This window comes from Kordia sp. SMS9 (genome assembly GCF_003352465.1).
Lineage (GTDB): Bacteria > Bacteroidota > Bacteroidia > Flavobacteriales > Flavobacteriaceae > Kordia.
Window position 1 is genome coordinate 2,898,182 of sequence record NZ_CP031153.1, and the last position, 19,290, is coordinate 2,917,471.

Here is a 19,290-nt window from a genome sequence, read left to right on the forward strand (position 1 = left end):
AGATTTAAGAATCGCAAGGATTTCCCTTAAAATCGAGTAAAATCCTCACAAATTAATGTTAAAATTCAATATGCTTTATGTGTAGCTGTGGTAATATCCTATATATTTAGGTGAATTATATAATCAAAACGTTAATTATGAAAAAAATTATTTACTTGTTAGGGACTGTGTTCCTATTGAGTATAAGTGGTTTGCAAAGTGTGGCAGCACAATCGCAGCAAAGTGCTTCAAACACCTTGGAAATAAACGAAATAGTCAACACCATTCCGACCAATCCGAATGTGAAGATGGGGAAGTTGTCTAACGGGCTTACCTATTATATTCAAAATAATGGAAAACCTGAAAATAAAGTCGAACTGCGTTTGGTTGTGAATGCAGGTTCTATTTTAGAAGATGAAGACCAATTAGGATTGGCGCATTTCATGGAACACATGAATTTCAATGGAACTAAAAATTTTAAGAAAAATGAATTAGTAGATTACCTGCAAAGTATCGGAGTCAAATTTGGCGCGCACTTAAACGCATACACCAGTTTTGATGAAACCGTGTATATTTTACCAATTCCAAGTGACGATCCAGAAAAGCTAGAAAAAGGCTTTCAAATTATAGAAGATTGGGCGCATAATGCGTTGCTAACGGATGAAGAAATTGACAATGAAAGAGGCGTAGTTTTAGAAGAATACCGCTTAGGAAAAGGCGCGGACGAACGTATGTTGCAAAAGTATTTACCAAAAATCATGTACGGATCTAAATATGCAAAACGTTTGCCAATTGGTAAAAAGGAAGTGTTAGAAACGTTCAAATATGAGAGTTTACGTCGTTTTTATAAAGATTGGTATCGACCAGATTTAATGGCAGTAATCGCTGTAGGTGATGTAGATGTAAAGGTATTGGAAGAAAAAATAAAATCGCACTTTGGTAAAATTCCTGCGGCGGTGAATCCAAAACCACGCATGACGCATGATGTAAAAAATCATGAGGAAACGCTAATCGCTATTGAAACGGACAAAGAAGCTTCTTTTGCAAGAGTGCAAGTGTTATTTAAAGACTTAGGCGTTCCAGAAAAAATTAAAACGGAAGCTGATTATAGAAAACAAATCATTGAAAATTTATTTTCGCAAATGATCAACAATCGTTTGAGTGAATTGACAGAATCTGAAAATCCACCATTTGTATTTGGTTCAAGTTATCACGGAGGAACGTGGGCGCGCACTAAAGAAGCGTATCAATCTACCGCAATGTCTGCACCCGATGGACAATTGACTGCGTTAGAAGCTTTATTAGAAGAAAACGAACGCGTTCGTAAATACGGTTTTGGTCAAGGTGAATTTGAAAGAGCTAAAAAAACTGTTTTAGCAAGATTGGAAAGAGCCTATAAAGACAGAAATAAAATGGAATCTTCGCGTATTGTAGGAGGATATGTGAGGAATTTTTTAGAAGGATCGCCAATTCCGGGTATGGAATGGACTTATAAATTTTTCAATGAGCAATTGCCAATGATTAAATTGGAAGAAATTAACACGCTGATCAATCAATTCATACGAGATACCAATACTGTAATTGTATTAACTGGTCCTGAAAAAGAAGACGCGCCAAAAATTACAGAAGCGCAAGTGTTGGAAGTGTTGAAAAAGGTGAAAACCAAAGATGTACAACCGTATGAAGACAAAGCGGTTGGAAATAGTTTAATTTCTAATTTACCAGATCCAGGAAAAGTAATTAATAAAAGTACAAATCCATCGATTGGCGTTACGACAATGAACTTGAGTAATGGCGCAAGAGTAATCTATAAAAAGACCGATTTTAAAAACGACGAAATTTTGTTTTCTGCCTACAGTTTAGGAGGAACTTCTTTATACAATGATGAAGATTACAAGACGATTGGTTTTGCAAATGGCGGATTGGCAGAAGCTGGCGTAAATGGTTTTTCGAAAGTAGATCTGCGAAAAATGATGTCTGGAAAAATAGCGCGTGTTTCACCTTATATAGGTTCTTACCGAGAAGGATTTAACGGAAGTGCTACACCAAAAGATTTAGAAGAATTGTTCCAAATGACACATTTATACTTCACAAAATTGAACAAAGATCAAAAAGCATATAATTCTTTCATTAAAAAGCAAAAAGGGTTCTTAACAAATATGATGAAAAGTCCGCAATTCTATTTTCAGTTTGAAATGGGGAAATTCATGAATGATAAAAATCCAAGATATCAAGGATTTCCAACGCCTGAAATGATGGACGCGAGCGATTACGATTTGGCGTATGAAAAATACCAAGAACGTTTTGCAGATGCGGGCGACTTTAATTTTTATTTTGTGGGGAATGTTGACGAGCAAAAATTACAAGAATATGCAGAAAAGTATTTGGCGAGTTTGCCAGGGAAAAACTCCAACGAACAACCAAAATATTCTTCGTTTAGACCTTTAACAGGAAGTCACACAAAAATTATTGAAAAAGGAACAGATCCGAAAAGTTCGGTGCAAATCATCTTTAATGGAGAAGCCCAATACAATAGCAAAGATGCGAGAGCCATGCAGTTTTTAGGTGAAATTTTAAGCATAAAACTCATTGAAAAACTGCGTGAAGAAGAAGGTGGTGTCTACGGCGCAAGCGCTCGAGGTAGCATACGTTCTCATCCGTATGGTTGGTACAACATGCGAATTTCATTCCCGTGTGGTCCAGAAAATGTAGACAAATTGAAAACGGCTGCTTTGGGAGAATTGCAAGCGATCATTGACAATGGTCCCACAGAAAAAGATTTAAACAAAGTAAAAGAAGCAGCGTTGTTGGAAAACAAAGAAGATGTTAAAAAGAATAGATTCTGGCTACGTTATTTAAATTCGACAGATTACACAAAAAGAAATCCAAACAGAATCTTGAAATTTGAAGAATCTGTCAATGGAATTACGGTAAAAGATGTGCAAGATATTGCCAAGAAATATTTGGCAGGAGATTATATTGTAGGAATACATAATCCTGAAAAATAAACAAATACCATTACAAAGAAACCGCTTAGATTTTTCTAGGCGGTTTTTTTATGCCTGAATTTAATTGAAGTTTAACGAAACATTATCACCTTTGTTAATAATTTTCATTTCATTAACTCAATAATAATTGTATTTTTATCGCTTAAAATCCTCAAACTAACCATGGGCAAAATAATTGCGATTGCAAATCAAAAAGGAGGCGTTGGAAAAACCACGACTTCCGTTAATTTAGCCGCATCTTTAGGTGTACTTGAAAAGAAAGTATTGCTGATAGATGCTGATCCACAGGCAAACGCAACTTCAGGGTTGGGTATTGATGTGGAAAGCGTTGAAAAAGGTACGTATCAAGTGTTAGAACATACCGCAAACGCAGCAGATGTAGTGATAGAAACAAGCTCTCCAAATTTGAGCATCATTCCTGCACATATTGATTTGGTAGCGATTGAAATTGAATTGGTCGATAAAGACAGACGCGAATACATGTTGCGAAAAGCAATTGCACCAATCAAAGATCAGTATGATTATATTTTAATTGACTGTGCGCCATCTCTGGGATTATTAACTTTAAATGCGTTGACAGCTGCCGATGCAGTTATGATTCCGATACAATGTGAATATTTCGCATTGGAAGGATTAGGAAAACTATTAAACACCATAAAAAGTGTTCAAAAAATACACAATCCTGCGTTAGATATTGAAGGATTGTTACTCACTATGTACGATTCACGCTTGCGATTGTCGAATCAAGTAGTGGAAGAAGTGCAAAAACATTTCAATGATATGGTATTTTCAACCATCATTCAACGAAATGTACGATTGAGTGAAGCACCAAGTTACGGAGAAAGCATTATCAATTACGATGCAAGTAGCAAAGGTGCCAGCAATTACTTGAGTTTAGCACACGAAGTGATCAAAAAAAACAGTGGTAAATAAGATTTATGGCGAAGGCAACAAAAAAACAAGCATTAGGAAGAGGATTGTCAGCATTATTGAAAGATCCAGAAAATGATATCTCATCAGTTTCAGACAAAAATGCAGATCAAGTTGTAGGGAATATTGTCGAATTGTCTGTGGATACGATTGAAGTGAATCCGTTTCAACCGCGTACCAACTTCAATGAAGAATCACTTCGCGAATTAGCATCTTCCATCAAAGAATTAGGCGTTATTCAACCTATTACAGTTCGTAAACTCGGTTTTGAAAGCTATCAACTAGTTTCAGGTGAACGTCGTTTTAGAGCGTCCAAACTCATCGGATTGGAAACCATTCCTGCCTATGTGCGTATTGCAAACGATCAAGAATCGTTGGAAATGGCGTTGGTGGAAAATATTCAACGTGCCGATTTAGATCCGATCGAAATTGCTTTATCCTATCAACGATTGATTGACGAAATCAGCTTAACGCAAGAACAAATGAGTCAGCGCGTAGGAAAAAAACGTTCTACGATTGCCAATTATTTACGTTTATTAAAATTAGATCCAATCATTCAAACAGGCATGCGCGATGGTTTTTTAAGTATGGGACACGGACGTGCGTTGGTAAATATTGAAAACACCAACGATCAACTGGATATTTATGAAATGATTGTTTCCAAATCCTTATCCGTTCGCGATACGGAAGCATTGGTTAAAAACTATAAACAAGATAAAAATATTGATTCAAAGGCTGCTGAAAAAGAAGATGTTCCAAAATTTGTGCGCAAAGGAATTCGTGATTTCTCTGAATATTTTGGACAAAATGTAGACGTGAAAGTAGGGAAAAACGGCAAAGGAAAAATAACCATTCCGTTCAATTCTGAAGCCGATTTTACTCGAATCAAAAAATTACTAAAAGGTGGGAAATAAAATCATCATAGTACTCTGTCTCGTATTTTTTACGTGTCAACTCTCATGGGCACAAGAAAAAAAGGAAGAAGAAACACAAGCACCTAAAGAAGAAAAAGCGACGGAAGCAGCTAAAAAAGAGGAATCTGTTTTAAAAGTAGAAAACGCTACGATAGTGGAAGAAAAAAAGGTGCTGGATCCGTTATCGCCTTCCAAAGCAGCTTTTTACTCTGCAATTTTACCAGGTTTGGGACAAGCGTACAACAAAAAATACTGGAAAATCCCAATTGTATATGCAGCGATGGGAACAGGAATTTATTTCTACGTTACCAATAACAAAAATTACAATCGCTACCGACGTGCGTACAAAAGACGTTTGGCAGGTTTTACAGATGACGAATTTCAAAACATTGTTGACAGCAACGATGCACTCATTGACGCACAAGAATTCTACCAACGAAATCGCGATTTATCCTTATTGCTCACGGTTGTTGCGTATGTGTTAAATATTGTAGATGCCAACGTTGATGCGCATTTGCTACAATTCAACGTAAGTGACGATTTGTCGTTGCGTCCGCATATTGATCAAAATCAAATAGACTTTAACCGAAATCTTGGGTTGACGCTCAACTTTAAATTTTAACCTCAATATCACATTCCAAAAATAAAAGACGTATGAATATTGCTTTGTTAGGATATGGTAGAATGGGGAAGGAGATTGAAAAACTAGCGCTTTCGCGAGAACACACCATCGTTCATAAAATTCAGGGAAACATTCAAAATTATGACTTCAAAAATGTAGACGTAGCGATTGATTTCAGCATTCCAACAGCAGCTTTTGACAATATCACACATTGTATCAAACAGCAAATTCCTGTCATTTCAGGAACCACAGGTTGGCTTGAAAAATACGAGGAAGTTGTGAAACTGTGTGAAACAGAAAACAGTGCTTTTATTTACGCGTCTAACTTCAGTTTGGGTGTCAATATTTTCTTTGAGATGAATGCCTATTTGGCGAAAATGATGTCGCAATTGGAAGATTACAGCGTGAGCGTAGAAGAAATTCATCACACCAAAAAACTTGATGCACCAAGTGGAACCGCCATTACACTGGCAGAAGGAATCCTACAACATACCAATTATAATGATTGGAAATTAGGTAAAGCAGAAAATGAAGATGAAATTCCAATCGTAGCCAAACGCATTCCCGAAGTGCCAGGCACACACAAAATTACCTATGCATCTGCTATTGACAGTATTTCCATCAAACACGAAGCACACAACCGACAAGGTTTTGCGTTAGGTGCTGTAGTAGCCGCCGAATGGATTCAAGGAAAAAAAGGCGTATTTAGCATGAAAGACGTGTTAAACATATAATAAATACGAAATATATTCCTTTGAGCCTTATATATTTGTAAAATAACCAACAAAATTAGCTGTATTACAGCCACTTAAATAAACAATAAAATGACGTTTACGCAAGCACTTTTACTATTCATTCTAGCTGTACAAATCATACACTTTTTAGGAACTTGGAAACTGTATGTAAAAGCAGGCAGAAAAGCTTGGGAAGCCTTAGTTCCTGTATACAATGCCTTTATTTTAATGCGCATTATCAACCGACCAAAAGAATGGTATTGGGTACTATTACTCTTTATTCCAGTCGTAAATTTAATTGTATTTCCAGTACTTTGGGTAGAAACCATTCGTAGTTTTGGGCGTACAGAACGATCAGAAACCATCTTAGTCGTACTTACGCTCGGATTCTACATTTTCTACGTAAATTATATGTTAGATGTGGAATATGTACACGAACGCAGCCTAAAACCGCGTTCCACAGCAGGCGAGTGGGTTGCTTCCATCTTATTTGCAGTGGTGGCGGCAACATTGGTACATACGTATGTAATGCAACCGTTTGTGATTCCGACTTCATCTTTGGAAAAAACCTTGTTAGTGGGCGATTTCTTATTTGTGAGTAAAATACATTATGGAGCTAGAACACCAATGACGCCAATTGCTTTACCAATGGTGCATGACGCCATTCCGTTTACAGGTTTAAAATCGTATGTAAAAGAACCACAATTGCCGTATTGGAGATTTCCAGGGTTTGAAACCATTGAGCGCAATGATATTGTGGTGTTCAATTGGCCAATTGATGAATATGTAGACATTAATAATATGGCAGGAGCCAAAATGGACAAACCTTTAGACAAGCGATCAAACTATGTAAAACGTTGTGTTGGATTGCCAGGAGACAAGCTCGAAGTACGTAACGGATATGTATATATTGATGGTAAGAAAAACGAATTGCCAGATCGTGCCAAGTTGCAGTTTACCTATATAGTAAATACCAAAGGAGGTAGTTTTAACAAACAATATTTGCATGACCGTTATGATATTACGGATGATTTTGGATTGTCAGGAAATCCAAATCAATATATTTTCAAAGCAATTACCGATGAAGCAGCTGCTAAATTTAAAAATCATCCTAATGTAGCTTCCATTGAAAAAGCTGAAATTCTAAAGGGAAAACGCACAGATGTATTCCCAAACAGCGATAAGTTTGATTGGAATGAATATTATTATGGACCTATTGAAATTCCGTTTGCAGGAAAAACAGTTGAACTAACAATGGACAATCTTCCATTGTACAAAAGAGCGATTTCTGAATATGAAGGCAACAATTTGACCGTAAATGACAATCAAATTATGATTGACGGCGAAGTCATTACATCCTATACTTTTAAGCAAGATTATTACTGGATGATGGGAGACAACCGAGGAAATTCGCAAGATGCCAGAAGTTGGGGTTTTGTACCGTTTGATCACGTGTTAGGAAAACCTGTATTCGTTTGGATGAGTTGGGATTACAAAGCAACAGGATTGAATAAAATTCGTTGGAATCGTTTGTTTACAACCGTTAGCGGCGAAGGAAGTCCAATTTCTTACTTTCCATACTTTTTAGTCTTACTAGCAGGTTGGTTTGGATTTAACTATTACAGAAAACGTAAGAAAGAAGGTGCTAAATAATGTACCAATTTATTAATGTGTTAATGTAGCAATGTTTTAAGTTGTAAACTATTCAACTAATAAATTAATAAACTTCAAAGATATTGAGTAGCCTAGTCCATCCTACATATTTTCCAAGCATTGCGCATTACGTAGTATTTGCCAAGGCAGAAACATTGGTGTATGAAATGGAAGATAATTTCCAGAAGCAAACCTATCGCAATCGTACCTATATTTATGGTGCGAATGGAAAGTTAATGTTGAATGTGCCCGTACGTCATTCCAAAAAAGATAAAAACCAAAAATATAAAGACATTCAAATTGCCAACGAAACTGCTTGGCAACGTTTGCATTGGAGATCACTAGAAAGTGCGTACAGAACGTCACCGTATTTTGAATATTACGAAGATGAATTGCAACCGTTGTTTGAAAAACGATACACATATTTGATGGATTTAAATTTTGATACAATTCAAATGATCAACGATTGTTTGCAATTGGATATTGAAACTTCGCAGACAAAGGAATATCAATCCATTGTAACAGCAGATTTGCAAGATTTTCGAAAGTTAGTAAATGTCAAAAAGGAACCTGATTACGGTTTTGATACATACACACAAGTCTTTGATTCTAAATTTGGTTTTCTTTCCAATGTAAGCATCTTAGATTTACTTTTCAACGAAGGCACCAATGCGCTTACGTATTTGGAACAACAAACTATCCTGTAATGTTGCGGTTTTGTGTGCATTACGGATTGCATTTTATCTTTCCGCTTTTGATTGCTTTGTATTTCTATCCGAAAAAGTGGAAAACAGTCTACCTTATATTTTTAGCCGCTATGCTGATTGATTTTGATCACTTACTAGCCACGCCAATTTTTGATCCGAATCGTTGCAGCATCAACTTTCATCCGTTGCACAGTTATTATGCAATGGCTGTCTACGCAGGAATGCTGCTCTTTCAAAAAACACGAATCCTCGGAATAGGTTTGTTATTTCATATTCTAGCAGATAGCGCAGATTGTTGGATGATGTCGATGAAATTTTGAATGCTGAATAGTAGAATTGGTATTATCCTAAAAACATAAAGCAACAGTAACTTCAAACGCACGTTACAATAGTAAATTCGAGCACAGTTGCAAGTTTCTAAGAAAAAATATTCTTATCCTTTTCCTGTACTCGAATTGGTATTGCTTTGTTTATAACATCGGTTATATCATAAACCGTTCGTATATCCTACATGTTTCTAAAACATTCCACAGAATCTAGCTTCAGTTATACAAGCTGCATACGTAACCGTGCAATCTTGTAATGCTTTAGTGTCACAATTTCTTGTATCGTTCAAACAACCTCGTGAATAATCACAGCCTACACTTTTTCCACCTACAACTGCAGCTGTAAAATTGGAAATACGCTCTTTTTTGAGTCGTAACAAATTCAGATTTTTTTTCTTCATACTAATGAGTTTTAATGTTAATGTTGACTCGAAAGTAGGGCAGTAAAAAAAGCAAAACAATAAGTGCAAGCTGCAATTCATAAATTGAAGGCGTGTAACACTTGCAGTTTATAAATTGGAGGTTATCAGCGTGTTGAATGTTAAATTTGTCTTAACGAATATTCAATAAAATACGAGTATTTACGCTTGAAAATAATAGGTTACAAACGATTAATCTAGCGATATTATACTCTGAATCGCATAATGATCCGAGTAATGTTCCGAGAAGGTTTTAAAGGAATTGACAATAAAAGATTGATCTGCTAAAATAAAGTCGATTCGCATTGGGAAATATGAAAAGTCTAAGGTGGAACCAAAACCTTTTCCAGCTTCTACAAAGGCATCTTTCATATTGCCTTTAATTTTTTTATACACATTGGAGAATTGTGTATTGTTAAAATCGCCCAAAATAATCTTTTTATACGTACATTTTTTACGATTGATCTCAAACAATTCTGCTTGCGATTGTTGCATTTTAAACGCAGTCGCCATCCGTTTCAACAAACGTTCTGAATTCTTCTGCGAAAATTCTTCTTTTTGTGGATTGATATGTAACGATTGTAAATGTAAATTGTACACACGAATGGTATCGTTATTTTGTACAATGTCTATATAAATCGCGTTGTTAGAAGTGTTTGGAAATTCAATAGAACCTTTATGAATGATGGGAAATTTAGAAAAAATGGCTTGTCCCACTGTTTTCTTTGTTCCTTTATGAACTACATGCTGATACGGATAAAAATCAAACGCATCTTTTTGATTTTTGTGAAACTCTTGAAACGCCACAATATCAGGAGACGTATTTTGAACCAAATCAATAATTTTCTTGTCAATATTTGCTTCTTCAATCCAATCATAAATATTGAACAAACGCACGTTATAACTCATTACTGACAAGGAATTTTGAGAAGGTTCTGTAGATTTGCTAGAAAACTTATACATGGAAGTCACATGCGAATATCCCAAAATCAGTACAATCAACGACAATAAAAAGTGTTTTCGGACACTCAAAATCCAAAACACCATAAAAATAAAATTGATGACAATAAACACAGGGACTAATAAGCTTAATACGGAAAGAATAGGAAAACTTTTCGGAACGGCGTATGGCAAAATATAGGAGAGCAATAACAGTGCGGCAAACACACTATTGACGAAGAAGACAACTCTACTTACAATCCGTATTCTTTTCTTCTTCTTTTCGCTCATGCATTAATTTTCTTTTCCTGCTTTAAATAAAAAATCTTTCTCAGCTTTGGTCAAACTATCGTAGCCAGATTTACTAATTTTATCCAAAATGGCATCAATCTTTCGCTGTTTCTCAGATGCCGTTTGTGCAGATTTGTTGGTAGTAGAACGTTTATTTTGCTTGTTTTTGTATACGGTTTTTAAAGGAGATTTCTTTTTGGGTGTAAAATACGCCACCAAACGCTCCCAGAAACGTTCAAAACCAATGCCAATATCTTTGCCTTTTTGAAGCTGCTTGATATAAAAATATCCAATAAAGGCACCACCTAAATGTGCAAAATTTCCGCCAATATTTGAGCCACCTTGAATAGATGCGATGTAGGATATGGTGAGCAAAAGTCCAATAATCCAGTACTTCACAGGAAGTATGCCGAATAGATTTACAATTAAATTTGGCGCGTATGTAGCACCTGCAATAGTAATAGCAACGACACCTCCAGAAGCACCTACTAAATAATTGGCAAACGGTTGATTTGCTAACGCAGGAAAAATATTATATGCAGCTAAAAACACGGCTGAACCCGCAAAAATTCCATACGCATATACGGTGATAAATTGTTTTTCGGTGAAATAATACATAAAAATTCTACCTACAAAATACAATCCGATACAGTTGAAAAGTAAATGGAAAAATCCTGCATGTATAAAACCATAGGTAACAAAAGTCCACGGTTTTACAATAAACTCTCCTAAGTCTGCAGGAATTGCAAAAAAATCTCCAAATATAGTGGAAGGATATTCATTAAATAAAAAGTAAATAGCGTTGAATACAACCATCACCAAAAAAATCGCAATATTGAGAGCAATCACTTTTTCTGGGGCTTTAAAGCCACGATACATCATTAATAAACGTGTTTTCGTATCCATTAGTTCCAACGATTTTTGTTAAACTGAGTTTTCTTAAAATACAACATTAATAAAAAGCCAAAAAGTGCGCCACCTAAATGAGCAAAGTGCGCAATTTGTCCCGCACCAAATATGCTGATTCCACCTGTAATCCCTCCGATAAAATCTAGCAGTAATAAGCCTGGAATAAAATATTTTGCTTTGATTGGAATTGGAAGGAAAATCAGCATCAAAGGTGTATTAGGATACATCATTCCAAAAGCAACCATAATACCATACAAAGCTCCTGAGGCGCCAACAGCTGGTGTGTAAAAAGAGATTCCGTTGTTATATACAGATTGCGGATCTATAATACGGTTACCATTAATAACGCCACTATTGAGTTGATTGTAGAAATTTTCATAAGATGATTGAAACAGTTCATTTATTTCTGCAATAGAAAGCCCACTATCTAACAATATACTTTGCGCAGTATATACTTCAAAATAATTTACCAACGTATACACCAAACCAGCACCAACGCCCGTAATCATGTAAAAACTGATGAATTTCATTTTTCCCCAACGCATTTCTAAGGCAGAACCAAACATCCACAATCCAATCATATTGAATAAAAGGTGTGTTACACTTCCCATGGAATGCATAAACATGCTTGAGACAGGTTGCCAAAATTTAAAATTAGGATTTTCAGGAAAGTACAAAGCTAACAAACTGTATAGATCAACGCCTCTTTCCTGTAATATCAATGTAGCAAACCAAAGAATGACATTGATAATGATTAAATGTTTGACGGTATCTGTAATGCGCATCATAATTTATATAAATTTTTTATCTAAATCATCGACGCTCAAGGTGATGAATATGGTTCTTTGAAAAGGCGAAACGCTTGGTTCTTTGCAAGCGAATAAGTTATTGACCAATGCTTCTTGCTCTTCGGTTTCTAGTTTTTTTCCAGATCGAATAGCCATGCTTTTTGCCAATGATTTGACTAAAACATCTGTTTGACTGAATCCTGTATCGGGAATTTCTCCTTGAAAATCGTTCAGCATTTGTTCAATGATGATTTGCAACTCACTTTCCGAAATGTTTGATGGAATTCCCGAAAGTTCAATCGTATCTTCCGTAATGTCACTAAACATGAATCCAATGTTTTCCAAACTTTCTTTGACTTCTCTTAACAGCGCAATTTCACTCGTAGAAAAGGTAAACTTTACAGGAAATAGCAATTGCTGACTTACTGCTTCGCTGACTGTAATATTTCGTAACAATTGCTCGTACAAAATACGTTGATGCGCTCTGTGTTGATCAATAATGACAATTCCTGATTTGATGGAACTTACCACATATTTTCGATGCAATTGATAGGTTAAAGTTTCTCGTGGTTCGTCATTGGCAAACAACGAACTTGTGACTGCTTCCGATTCAAATTCGATATTTTCGGTGGAAAACTGTCCTGAATTTGATTTTGATTCCAAACCGACATACAAACTTTCCCAACCTTCGGTCGATTCTTTTTTGAAATTCGAATAGCGCGGTTGTATTGCCGTAGTTCCAGACATTTTCTTTTCGTCTGCAAACGGATTGAAACTCCGATCTACTTGCACATTTGGAATTGCGGCTTGTTTGTTTTTATAATCGTACGGTGTGTCTAAATTGGCATCACGATCAAAATCGAGTACAGGCGCAATATTAAACTGTCCCAAACTGTGTTTTACCGTAGCGCGCAACATCGCGTATAGCGAATGTTCATCGTCAAATTTAATTTCTGTTTTTGTGGGATGAATGTTAATATCAATTGTTTCTGGATTGACTTCGAGATAGATAAAATAACTCGGCTGCATCTTTTCTTTCAGTAAACCTTCAAACGCTGCAGTAATGGCGTGATGCAAATATGGACTTTTAATGAATCGGTTATTCACAAAGAAAAATTGTTCGTTTCTGCTTTTCTTCGCAAATTCTGGTTTTCCCACAAATCCACTAATTTTTACAATGTCTGTATCTTCTTGAATCGGCACTAACTTTTCATTGGTTTTTCCGCCCAAAATATTCACAATACGCTGACGGTAATTGCTACTTGGAAGATTAAACAATTCATTTCCATTATGATACAAGATAAATTTAATATCGGCATGCGCCAAAGAGACACGTTGAAATTCATCAATAATATGGCGTAATTCTACGGTGTCAGACTTTAAAAAATTGCGTCGTGCTGGAATATTATAAAACAGATTTTTAACCGCTATGGAAGTTCCCGTGGGTGTCGAAATCACTTCTTGTCGTACAAGTTTGCTACCTTCAATTTTGATACGTGTGCCTAATTCTGCGTCTTCTTTCTTCGTTTGCAGTTCTACATGCGCAATTGCGGCAATAGAAGCTAAGGCTTCACCACGAAATCCTTTGGTATGTAAATTAAATAAATCTTCTGCGGCTTGAATTTTGGAAGTAGCATGGCGCTCAAAAGAAAGTCGCGCGTCGGTTTCGCTCATTCCAAAACCATTGTCGATAACGTGTATGAGTGTTTTTCCTGCTTCTTTAACAATAAGCTTGATTTCCGTCGCCTTTGCATCAATTGCATTTTCAAGTAACTCTTTTACCACGGATGCAGGTCGCTGCACAACTTCTCCAGCTGCAATTTGGTTTGCAACATGGTCGGGTAAAAGTCGTATGATGTCTGCCATGTATTATTTTCCTCTAGTAAATATTGATAGGTCAAAGTCAAGAAAATATAGTGCAATAAAAACGAGAATTAAAAATATGATAATCAAACGTTTGGAGACTTCGACATTTTTTCTGTTTCTGCTTGCTTTTCCAGCTTCTTCCCAAGATTTTCTATACTTAGCGAAATTATTTTCAGGTAGTTTACGTTCTTTATCTTTCTCGTAATACTGAGGTGTATAATTGAACGTCCTATTTTTTCGGGTTTTAAAGAAACTACGCAGCATAATGATCGCTTTTTTAGTTAATATCAAAGTTACCGAAAAACTGAACAAAAACCATTCCTAAAACTATAAAAATTGTTAAAGTAGTTGGAATAAGTTTTAAAAAAAGCTTCCGTTTTGGAAGCTGTCAAGAGTATTCTTTTTGATAAGAATTTGATATTGATGTAAAGTGTCAAATCGAGCGCAGTCGAGATTTATATGAAAATAACTGCTAATTCATGACTTCCCGACTGCGCTCGAAGTGACATTTTTATTGAAATATATTTACAATTTATCTATGAATCGTTTGCGTTCTGTCGGGTCCAACAGACACAATTTTGATCGGAATTTCGAGTTCTTTTTCCAAAAAGTCAATATAATCATTGAGTTCTTTAGGAAACTGAGACGGATCTGTCATTTTGGTCAAATCTTCTTTCCAACCTTTAAAATCGGTATATATTGGTTCAATGTTTTCGGGCTCAATATTGTACGGCAAATGCGAAATGGTTTCTCCTTTATATGTGTAAGCGGTACATACTTTTAAGGTTTTAAACCCAGAAAGTACATCGCCTTTCATCATCATGAGTTGTGTAACGCCGTTTACTTGAGCTGTATATTTTAAAGCCACTAAATCGAGCCATCCACAACGTCTTGGTCTTCCGGTTACAGCACCAAATTCATGACCAATTCGTGCCATGTCTGAACCAACTTCGTCAAATAATTCTGTTGGAAAAGGCCCAGAACCTACACGTGTTGTGTATGCTTTAAAGATTCCGAAAACGTCTTTTATTTTGTTTGGTGCAACGCCTAAACCTGTGCACGCGCCAGCGGCAGTTGTGGTAGATGAGGTGACAAACGGATACGTTCCAAAGTCAATATCTAATAACGAACCTTGCGCACCTTCGGCTAAAATAGTTTTTCCACTTTTTTGTGCTTGGTGTAAATATTCTTCGCTGTCAATAAATTGTAATGTTTTTAAAACTTTTATGGCTTCAAAAAATTCTTCTTCCAGTTCTTGCAAATCGTATTGAACATCTACATTGTAGAAATTGATCATCGCTTCGTGCTTGTTGGTCAAAGCGCGGTATTTTTCTTTCCAGTTACTCAATTCTAAATCGCCCACACGAATTCCATTTCTGCCCGTTTTGTCCATGTATGTTGGCCCAATTCCTTTAAGGGTAGAACCAATTTTTGCTTTTCCTTTCGATGCTTCTGAAGCAGCATCTAGCAAGCGATGTGTTGGTAAAATTAGGTGTGCTTTTCTAGAAATAATGAGTTTTTCACGAATGTTGATGTTGAATTGTGCCAAACCGTCCAATTCTTTCTTAAAAACCACAGGATCAATTACGACACCATTTCCGATGACGTTGGTAGCGGTTTCGTGAAAAATTCCAGAAGGAATGGTGCGCAATACATGTTTGATGCCATCAAACTCTAGCGTGTGTCCTGCGTTTGGGCCACCTTGAAAACGTGCAATAATATCGTAGTTTGCGGTGAGTACGTCAACAATTTTTCCTTTGCCTTCGTCTCCCCATTGAAGTCCGAGTAGTAAATCTACTGCCATTATCTTAAATTATATTAGTGTGTTGTTGTGTCTAGTTTTTTTCTTTCTTAGTTGCGTAGAAATACAGTGAGTGATTGTGAATGTCAATATCAAAAATTTCTTCAATGGTTTTTTTGATAATTTGAATTCTTGGATCACAGAATTCCATCACTTCGCCAGAATCTGTAAGGATTACGTGATCGTGTTGTTTGTCAAAATACGACTTTTCGTAATGTGCTTGGTTTTGTCCAAACTGATGTTTGCGCACCAAATTGCTGTCCAATAAAAGTTCTATCGTATTGTAAAGTGTTGCTCTACTTACACGGTAATTTTTATTTTTCATTTTGATGTAAAGAGACTCTATATCGAAGTGTTCTTCACTGTCGTAGATTTCTTGTAGAATCGCAAAGCGTTCAGGGGTTTTTCGATGTCCATTATCCTCTAAAAACTTCGTAAAAACGTTTTTGACAATTTCCTGATTATTTTCCTCCATGTTTTGTTGCATCTTGGCTGAAGATTAAAAGGCAAATTTACACTTATTTTTCAAATTTTGTGGCATATTCGTCTCGGGAATTTGAATGCAATCGTAAAGTATGACTAATTTTCAAGCTTCTTATCTGCTTTTGTTTGCTTTTTCTTTTTTAAAAATGTACTTTTAATAAGTATGTTTCTGATTATCAGAAATGTGTACTCTCCTAAATTACATGTAAAACGGTACTGTAGTTTGTGTCTTTTTTGATGTGAACGAAGTATTCTTTGCGGTATGATACGTACTAAAAATACAGCATGCCTTTTTATACTTCGTTGTCTAAAGATACTTGCCAATGTATATAACAAGCATTTTTCTAAAAGAAGACAATCCTATTGTCATGATTAATGCATAATCAAACGATTAACAAACCTAAAAAACAATCATCTCATGAAAAAAAAGGAATTCAATTCACGTCTACATCTAGGGAAAAACATCATTTCTAAATTACAAACCGAAAGTCTCCGAGGAGGAACTGATACTGTTGTGCAAGCCGCAACGTATGTCATTATCAATACGATTAAAATTACGATTGAGCATTTCACCAAACCAGATATATGTCCTGTAGAGACCAGAGAAGGTTGTCCTCCATCGCATGATTGTGGAACCAATCCGCCAAGTTGTGTACGTACTGCATGCGATTTTAATTGTTAAAATAATTGAAACATTTATTTAAAAAGTAACCAATATGAAAAAAAAGGAATTTAAAACGAAATTACGATTGGGTAAAAAAGTGATTTCTCATTTGGATATTTCCAAAATTCAAGGAGGAACGGATCCAATTCCAGTAGGTTCTGATCCGCAACCATTGAATACCAAAGGTGATGCATGTACACTTATTGCTACATGTAATTGCAGTATGCAATGTCCAACGACAACACGAATAAAAGAGAATTGCAATACAGATCAATGCAGCAATTAAAGAATGAATCGTAGAATATCATAAAAGCTGTCTGACAATCCGAATCATGTTGGGCAGTTTTTTTTATTTTAAAACGCTTGTTGTCATTTTCTCTGATGTACTTGTAGCTTTTATAGAAACCTCTTAACTTATAGAATGTTTTTGTATGGAATTATTTATTAACTTTCAGCTTAATCCATATAAAAACAATCCATTGTTATGCTTCCCGAACTCGAACTCACTGAAAATGAAGAATTAGGGTATTATACTACGTTTGACGAGCTATTCCCAAGTTTTACACCTTATTTGCAAAAAAATAGCAGTAATCGATCGATCGAAGTCAATTTTTTCGATACAGATGAAGAAACTGAACCTAGCAAAGCGCAGCTTGAAGCTCATGATTTCTTAGTAGCAAACACAGATCAAATGCTTGAGACTTTGATACAATACCTAAAACAACATGAAGAATATTTCATGGAGTTTTACGGTCCGTATGTAGAAACGAGCTATGAGCGTAAAGGTTACAATGGAAGGACATTTACATCAAACAATAAACATGGTTTTCCTGTCGTAGATGAGATGCGTGATATGATCAATTATTTTGAAATTGGAGCAATACATATATGCAACGCTGGAACAGATGGTGTCGCAGGGATTGGCTTTACAGGTGGCTGTACTTGGGACGAAGAACATGGTTTTGGCGCCGCATTTCACAATTCTAAATTGCTAGAGGTTGGCGATTGGAATGTTGGAAATTATGTAAGTTGGAGTCCTGAAGATGAAAAAGAAATAGCGAATGAGTTTGTAGATTTTCATAAATTAGAATCATTAACAGAACGAAGAAAACGACTTGCTATTTTAGGTGAAAAAATTGAAGTAGAAAATCTCGAAGACTTTGAAGATTTTTTTGATTGGTTAGTTGCACACAACATGATTTACGGCTACCGAAATACTCCCGTGGATATTGAAGCAAAGGAAAAAGTAGTACTACTTAACGAAATTAAAAAACTTGCATTTTATGGCAAAGAAATTGAAGCCATTCCCAGTTCAATACAACTCTTAAAGAACTTAACATCACTTTCCTTTTCATTTAATAAGATGGACACAATTCCAATAGAAATATGTAAGCTTACAGCACTTAAAAGCCTGACAATTTCGAGCAATCAACTTGAACGAATTCCAAAGCAGATATACATGCTAAAAAATCTAGAGTTTCTAAATTTAAGTAGAAACAAACTACAGTTTGTAACAGAAAAAATAGGGAAATTACCGAAACTAAAACAGTTAGACCTAAGTTCAAATCAACTCGATCAATTGCCTAAGTCTATTATAGAGTTGAAGCATCTTGAAAAGCTGTTTTTGCAATACAATTCATTTACGAGTTTCCCTGAAAGTGTTGTGAACATTCACAGTTTGAAAACATTGAATGTTGCAACGAATCAATTGACAACGATTCCTGAATCTATTGCGCAACTTCAACATCTTGAACAATTGGATGTGCGATTTAATACACTCACAATACTTCCCGATTTTGCACTTATCAATTTGCCAAACTTGAAATGGTTGCAAATAGTTGTAAATCCATTTGATATTGAGTATTTGGAAGGCTTAAAATTGCGAATTCCAGAAGGATTGAAAACAGATATTGACAGTGCAATTAGTAGTAGAAAAGATACACTTAGGCGGCAAAAAATAGAAGAAGGAAAAAGTAAAACGCAGCAAGAGTTGAAAAATACAAAAAAACAAACATCACAAAAAACGAATCTCTCTAACACCACAAAGAAAAGCACTAAAAAATGGTGGGAGTTTTGGCGCAAGTAATGCGTTCTAGTTCAATGTAGAAACTTGTAATTACTTACAATGCTTTAAAAAGTTAGATTTCATATAATGCATTGTTAATCAATGACATATCTTTGTTTTTGTAAAAATAGCAAACCGCGCAAAAAAAACCTAAGGAGGTTTTTTATAATACCAAATTGACTGTAAAAAGCA

At 35.6% G+C, this 19,290-nt stretch carries 18 protein-coding genes; 11 read left to right on the top strand and 7 right to left on the bottom strand.

Features of this window, described 5'->3' with window-relative positions; genetic code table 11:
• The first annotated feature begins 137 nt into the window (after window positions 1–137).
• The 8 genes from KORDIASMS9_RS12490 to KORDIASMS9_RS12525 all read left to right on the top strand — a co-directional run bounded on the left by KORDIASMS9_RS12490 (window position 138) and on the right by KORDIASMS9_RS12525 (window position 8,867).
• Window positions 138–2,987, top strand: coding sequence for a pitrilysin family protein (locus KORDIASMS9_RS12490; RefSeq protein ID WP_205317979.1), 2,850 nt, complete (start codon window positions 138–140; stop codon window positions 2,985–2,987).
• A gap of 162 nt (window positions 2,988–3,149) precedes the next feature.
• A complete protein-coding gene (locus tag KORDIASMS9_RS12495) occupies window positions 3,150–3,920 on the top strand; it encodes a ParA family protein (RefSeq protein WP_114903158.1) in 771 nt (256 codons plus the stop codon).
• Between the two features lie 5 nt (window positions 3,921–3,925).
• Window positions 3,926–4,831, top strand: coding sequence for a ParB/RepB/Spo0J family partition protein (locus KORDIASMS9_RS12500; RefSeq protein ID WP_114903159.1), 906 nt, complete (start codon window positions 3,926–3,928; stop codon window positions 4,829–4,831).
• Window positions 4,821–5,453: a DUF5683 domain-containing protein gene (locus KORDIASMS9_RS12505; protein ID WP_114903160.1), complete on the top strand. Its 633-nt coding sequence runs from the start codon at window positions 4,821–4,823 to the stop codon at window positions 5,451–5,453. Before KORDIASMS9_RS12500 ends, KORDIASMS9_RS12505 begins: the two co-directional genes overlap by 11 nt.
• A gap of 32 nt (window positions 5,454–5,485) precedes the next feature.
• Complete coding sequence (gene dapB / locus KORDIASMS9_RS12510; RefSeq protein WP_114903161.1) at window positions 5,486–6,187, top strand: 4-hydroxy-tetrahydrodipicolinate reductase; 702 nt, start codon at window positions 5,486–5,488, stop codon at window positions 6,185–6,187.
• A gap of 90 nt (window positions 6,188–6,277) precedes the next feature.
• Window positions 6,278–7,840 (top strand): signal peptidase I, encoded by a 1,563-nt coding sequence (lepB, locus tag KORDIASMS9_RS12515; protein WP_114903162.1) that lies wholly within the window; start codon window positions 6,278–6,280, stop codon window positions 7,838–7,840.
• 83 nt (window positions 7,841–7,923) lie between these two features.
• Entirely contained in the window at window positions 7,924–8,547 is a 624-nt protein-coding gene (locus KORDIASMS9_RS12520) for a WbqC family protein (protein WP_114903163.1), read from the top strand.
• A complete protein-coding gene (locus tag KORDIASMS9_RS12525; RefSeq protein WP_114903164.1) occupies window positions 8,547–8,867 on the top strand; it encodes a DUF6122 family protein in 321 nt (106 codons plus the stop codon). The genes KORDIASMS9_RS12520 and KORDIASMS9_RS12525 overlap by 1 nt, the downstream gene beginning before the upstream one ends.
• Before the next feature lie 197 nt (window positions 8,868–9,064).
• Here the strand turns inward: KORDIASMS9_RS12525 and KORDIASMS9_RS12530 are convergent, their stop codons facing one another.
• The 7 genes from KORDIASMS9_RS12530 to KORDIASMS9_RS12565 form a co-directional block, all read right to left on the bottom strand.
• The gene (locus KORDIASMS9_RS12530) at window positions 9,065–9,274 is read right to left on the bottom strand and encodes a hypothetical protein (RefSeq protein ID WP_114903165.1); all 210 of its coding nucleotides are present in this window, start codon (window positions 9,272–9,274) and stop codon (window positions 9,065–9,067) included.
• A gap of 210 nt (window positions 9,275–9,484) precedes the next feature.
• Complete coding sequence (locus KORDIASMS9_RS12535; protein ID WP_114903166.1) at window positions 9,485–10,522, bottom strand: endonuclease/exonuclease/phosphatase family protein; 1,038 nt, start codon at window positions 10,520–10,522, stop codon at window positions 9,485–9,487.
• A gap of 3 nt (window positions 10,523–10,525) precedes the next feature.
• Window positions 10,526–11,428 (bottom strand): rhomboid family intramembrane serine protease, encoded by a 903-nt coding sequence (locus KORDIASMS9_RS12540; protein ID WP_240321050.1) that lies wholly within the window; start codon window positions 11,426–11,428, stop codon window positions 10,526–10,528.
• The gene (locus KORDIASMS9_RS12545) at window positions 11,428–12,219 is read right to left on the bottom strand and encodes a rhomboid family intramembrane serine protease (protein WP_205317980.1); all 792 of its coding nucleotides are present in this window, start codon (window positions 12,217–12,219) and stop codon (window positions 11,428–11,430) included. The genes KORDIASMS9_RS12540 and KORDIASMS9_RS12545 overlap by 1 nt, the downstream gene beginning before the upstream one ends.
• A gap of 3 nt (window positions 12,220–12,222) precedes the next feature.
• Window positions 12,223–14,085, bottom strand: a complete 1,863-nt coding sequence (mutL, locus tag KORDIASMS9_RS12550) for a DNA mismatch repair endonuclease MutL (RefSeq protein WP_114903167.1) — start codon at window positions 14,083–14,085, stop codon at window positions 12,223–12,225.
• A 532-nt stretch (window positions 14,086–14,617) separates the two neighbouring features.
• The gene (locus KORDIASMS9_RS12560) at window positions 14,618–15,889 is read right to left on the bottom strand and encodes an adenylosuccinate synthase (protein ID WP_114903169.1); all 1,272 of its coding nucleotides are present in this window, start codon (window positions 15,887–15,889) and stop codon (window positions 14,618–14,620) included.
• Window positions 15,890–15,920: 31 nt separating this feature from the next.
• Window positions 15,921–16,361: a Fur family transcriptional regulator gene (locus KORDIASMS9_RS12565; RefSeq protein ID WP_114905236.1), complete on the bottom strand. Its 441-nt coding sequence runs from the start codon at window positions 16,359–16,361 to the stop codon at window positions 15,921–15,923.
• 426 nt (window positions 16,362–16,787) lie between these two features.
• Here KORDIASMS9_RS12565 and KORDIASMS9_RS12570 point away from each other — a divergent pair, with 426 nt between their 5' ends.
• The 3 genes from KORDIASMS9_RS12570 (at window position 16,788) to KORDIASMS9_RS12580 (ending at window position 19,119) form a co-directional block, all read left to right on the top strand.
• Entirely contained in the window at window positions 16,788–17,051 is a 264-nt protein-coding gene (locus tag KORDIASMS9_RS12570; protein WP_114903170.1) for a hypothetical protein, read from the top strand.
• A gap of 34 nt (window positions 17,052–17,085) precedes the next feature.
• Entirely contained in the window at window positions 17,086–17,319 is a 234-nt protein-coding gene (locus KORDIASMS9_RS12575) for a hypothetical protein (RefSeq protein WP_114903171.1), read from the top strand.
• Between the two features lie 198 nt (window positions 17,320–17,517).
• Entirely contained in the window at window positions 17,518–19,119 is a 1,602-nt protein-coding gene (locus tag KORDIASMS9_RS12580) for a leucine-rich repeat domain-containing protein (protein ID WP_114903172.1), read from the top strand.
• The last annotated feature ends 171 nt before the right edge of the window (window positions 19,120–19,290 follow it).

Excerpts from the sequence above, each read along its gene's own strand:
- KORDIASMS9_RS12490 (WP_205317979.1), top strand. The coding sequence starts at position 138 with ATGAAAAAAATTATTTACTTGTTAGGGACTGTGTTCCTATTGAGTATA.
- KORDIASMS9_RS12495 (WP_114903158.1), top strand. The coding sequence starts at position 3,150 with ATGGGCAAAATAATTGCGATTGCAAATCAAAAAGGAGGCGTTGGAAAA.
- KORDIASMS9_RS12500 (WP_114903159.1), top strand. The coding sequence starts at position 3,926 with ATGGCGAAGGCAACAAAAAAACAAGCATTAGGAAGAGGATTGTCAGCA.
- dapB (WP_114903161.1), top strand. The coding sequence starts at position 5,486 with ATGAATATTGCTTTGTTAGGATATGGTAGAATGGGGAAGGAGATTGAA.
- lepB (WP_114903162.1), top strand. The coding sequence starts at position 6,278 with ATGACGTTTACGCAAGCACTTTTACTATTCATTCTAGCTGTACAAATC.
- KORDIASMS9_RS12525 (WP_114903164.1), top strand. The coding sequence starts at position 8,547 with ATGTTGCGGTTTTGTGTGCATTACGGATTGCATTTTATCTTTCCGCTT.
- KORDIASMS9_RS12530 (WP_114903165.1), bottom strand. The coding sequence starts at position 9,274 with ATGAAGAAAAAAAATCTGAATTTGTTACGACTCAAAAAAGAGCGTATT.
- KORDIASMS9_RS12535 (WP_114903166.1), bottom strand. The coding sequence starts at position 10,522 with ATGAGCGAAAAGAAGAAGAAAAGAATACGGATTGTAAGTAGAGTTGTC.
- KORDIASMS9_RS12540 (WP_240321050.1), bottom strand. The coding sequence starts at position 11,428 with ATGGATACGAAAACACGTTTATTAATGATGTATCGTGGCTTTAAAGCC.
- KORDIASMS9_RS12545 (WP_205317980.1), bottom strand. The coding sequence starts at position 12,219 with ATGATGCGCATTACAGATACCGTCAAACATTTAATCATTATCAATGTC.
- mutL (WP_114903167.1), bottom strand. The coding sequence starts at position 14,085 with ATGGCAGACATCATACGACTTTTACCCGACCATGTTGCAAACCAAATT.
- KORDIASMS9_RS12560 (WP_114903169.1), bottom strand. The coding sequence starts at position 15,889 with ATGGCAGTAGATTTACTACTCGGACTTCAATGGGGAGACGAAGGCAAA.
- KORDIASMS9_RS12565 (WP_114905236.1), bottom strand. The coding sequence starts at position 16,361 with ATGGAGGAAAATAATCAGGAAATTGTCAAAAACGTTTTTACGAAGTTT.
- KORDIASMS9_RS12570 (WP_114903170.1), top strand. The coding sequence starts at position 16,788 with ATGAAAAAAAAGGAATTCAATTCACGTCTACATCTAGGGAAAAACATC.
- KORDIASMS9_RS12575 (WP_114903171.1), top strand. The coding sequence starts at position 17,086 with ATGAAAAAAAAGGAATTTAAAACGAAATTACGATTGGGTAAAAAAGTG.
- KORDIASMS9_RS12580 (WP_114903172.1), top strand. The coding sequence starts at position 17,518 with ATGCTTCCCGAACTCGAACTCACTGAAAATGAAGAATTAGGGTATTAT.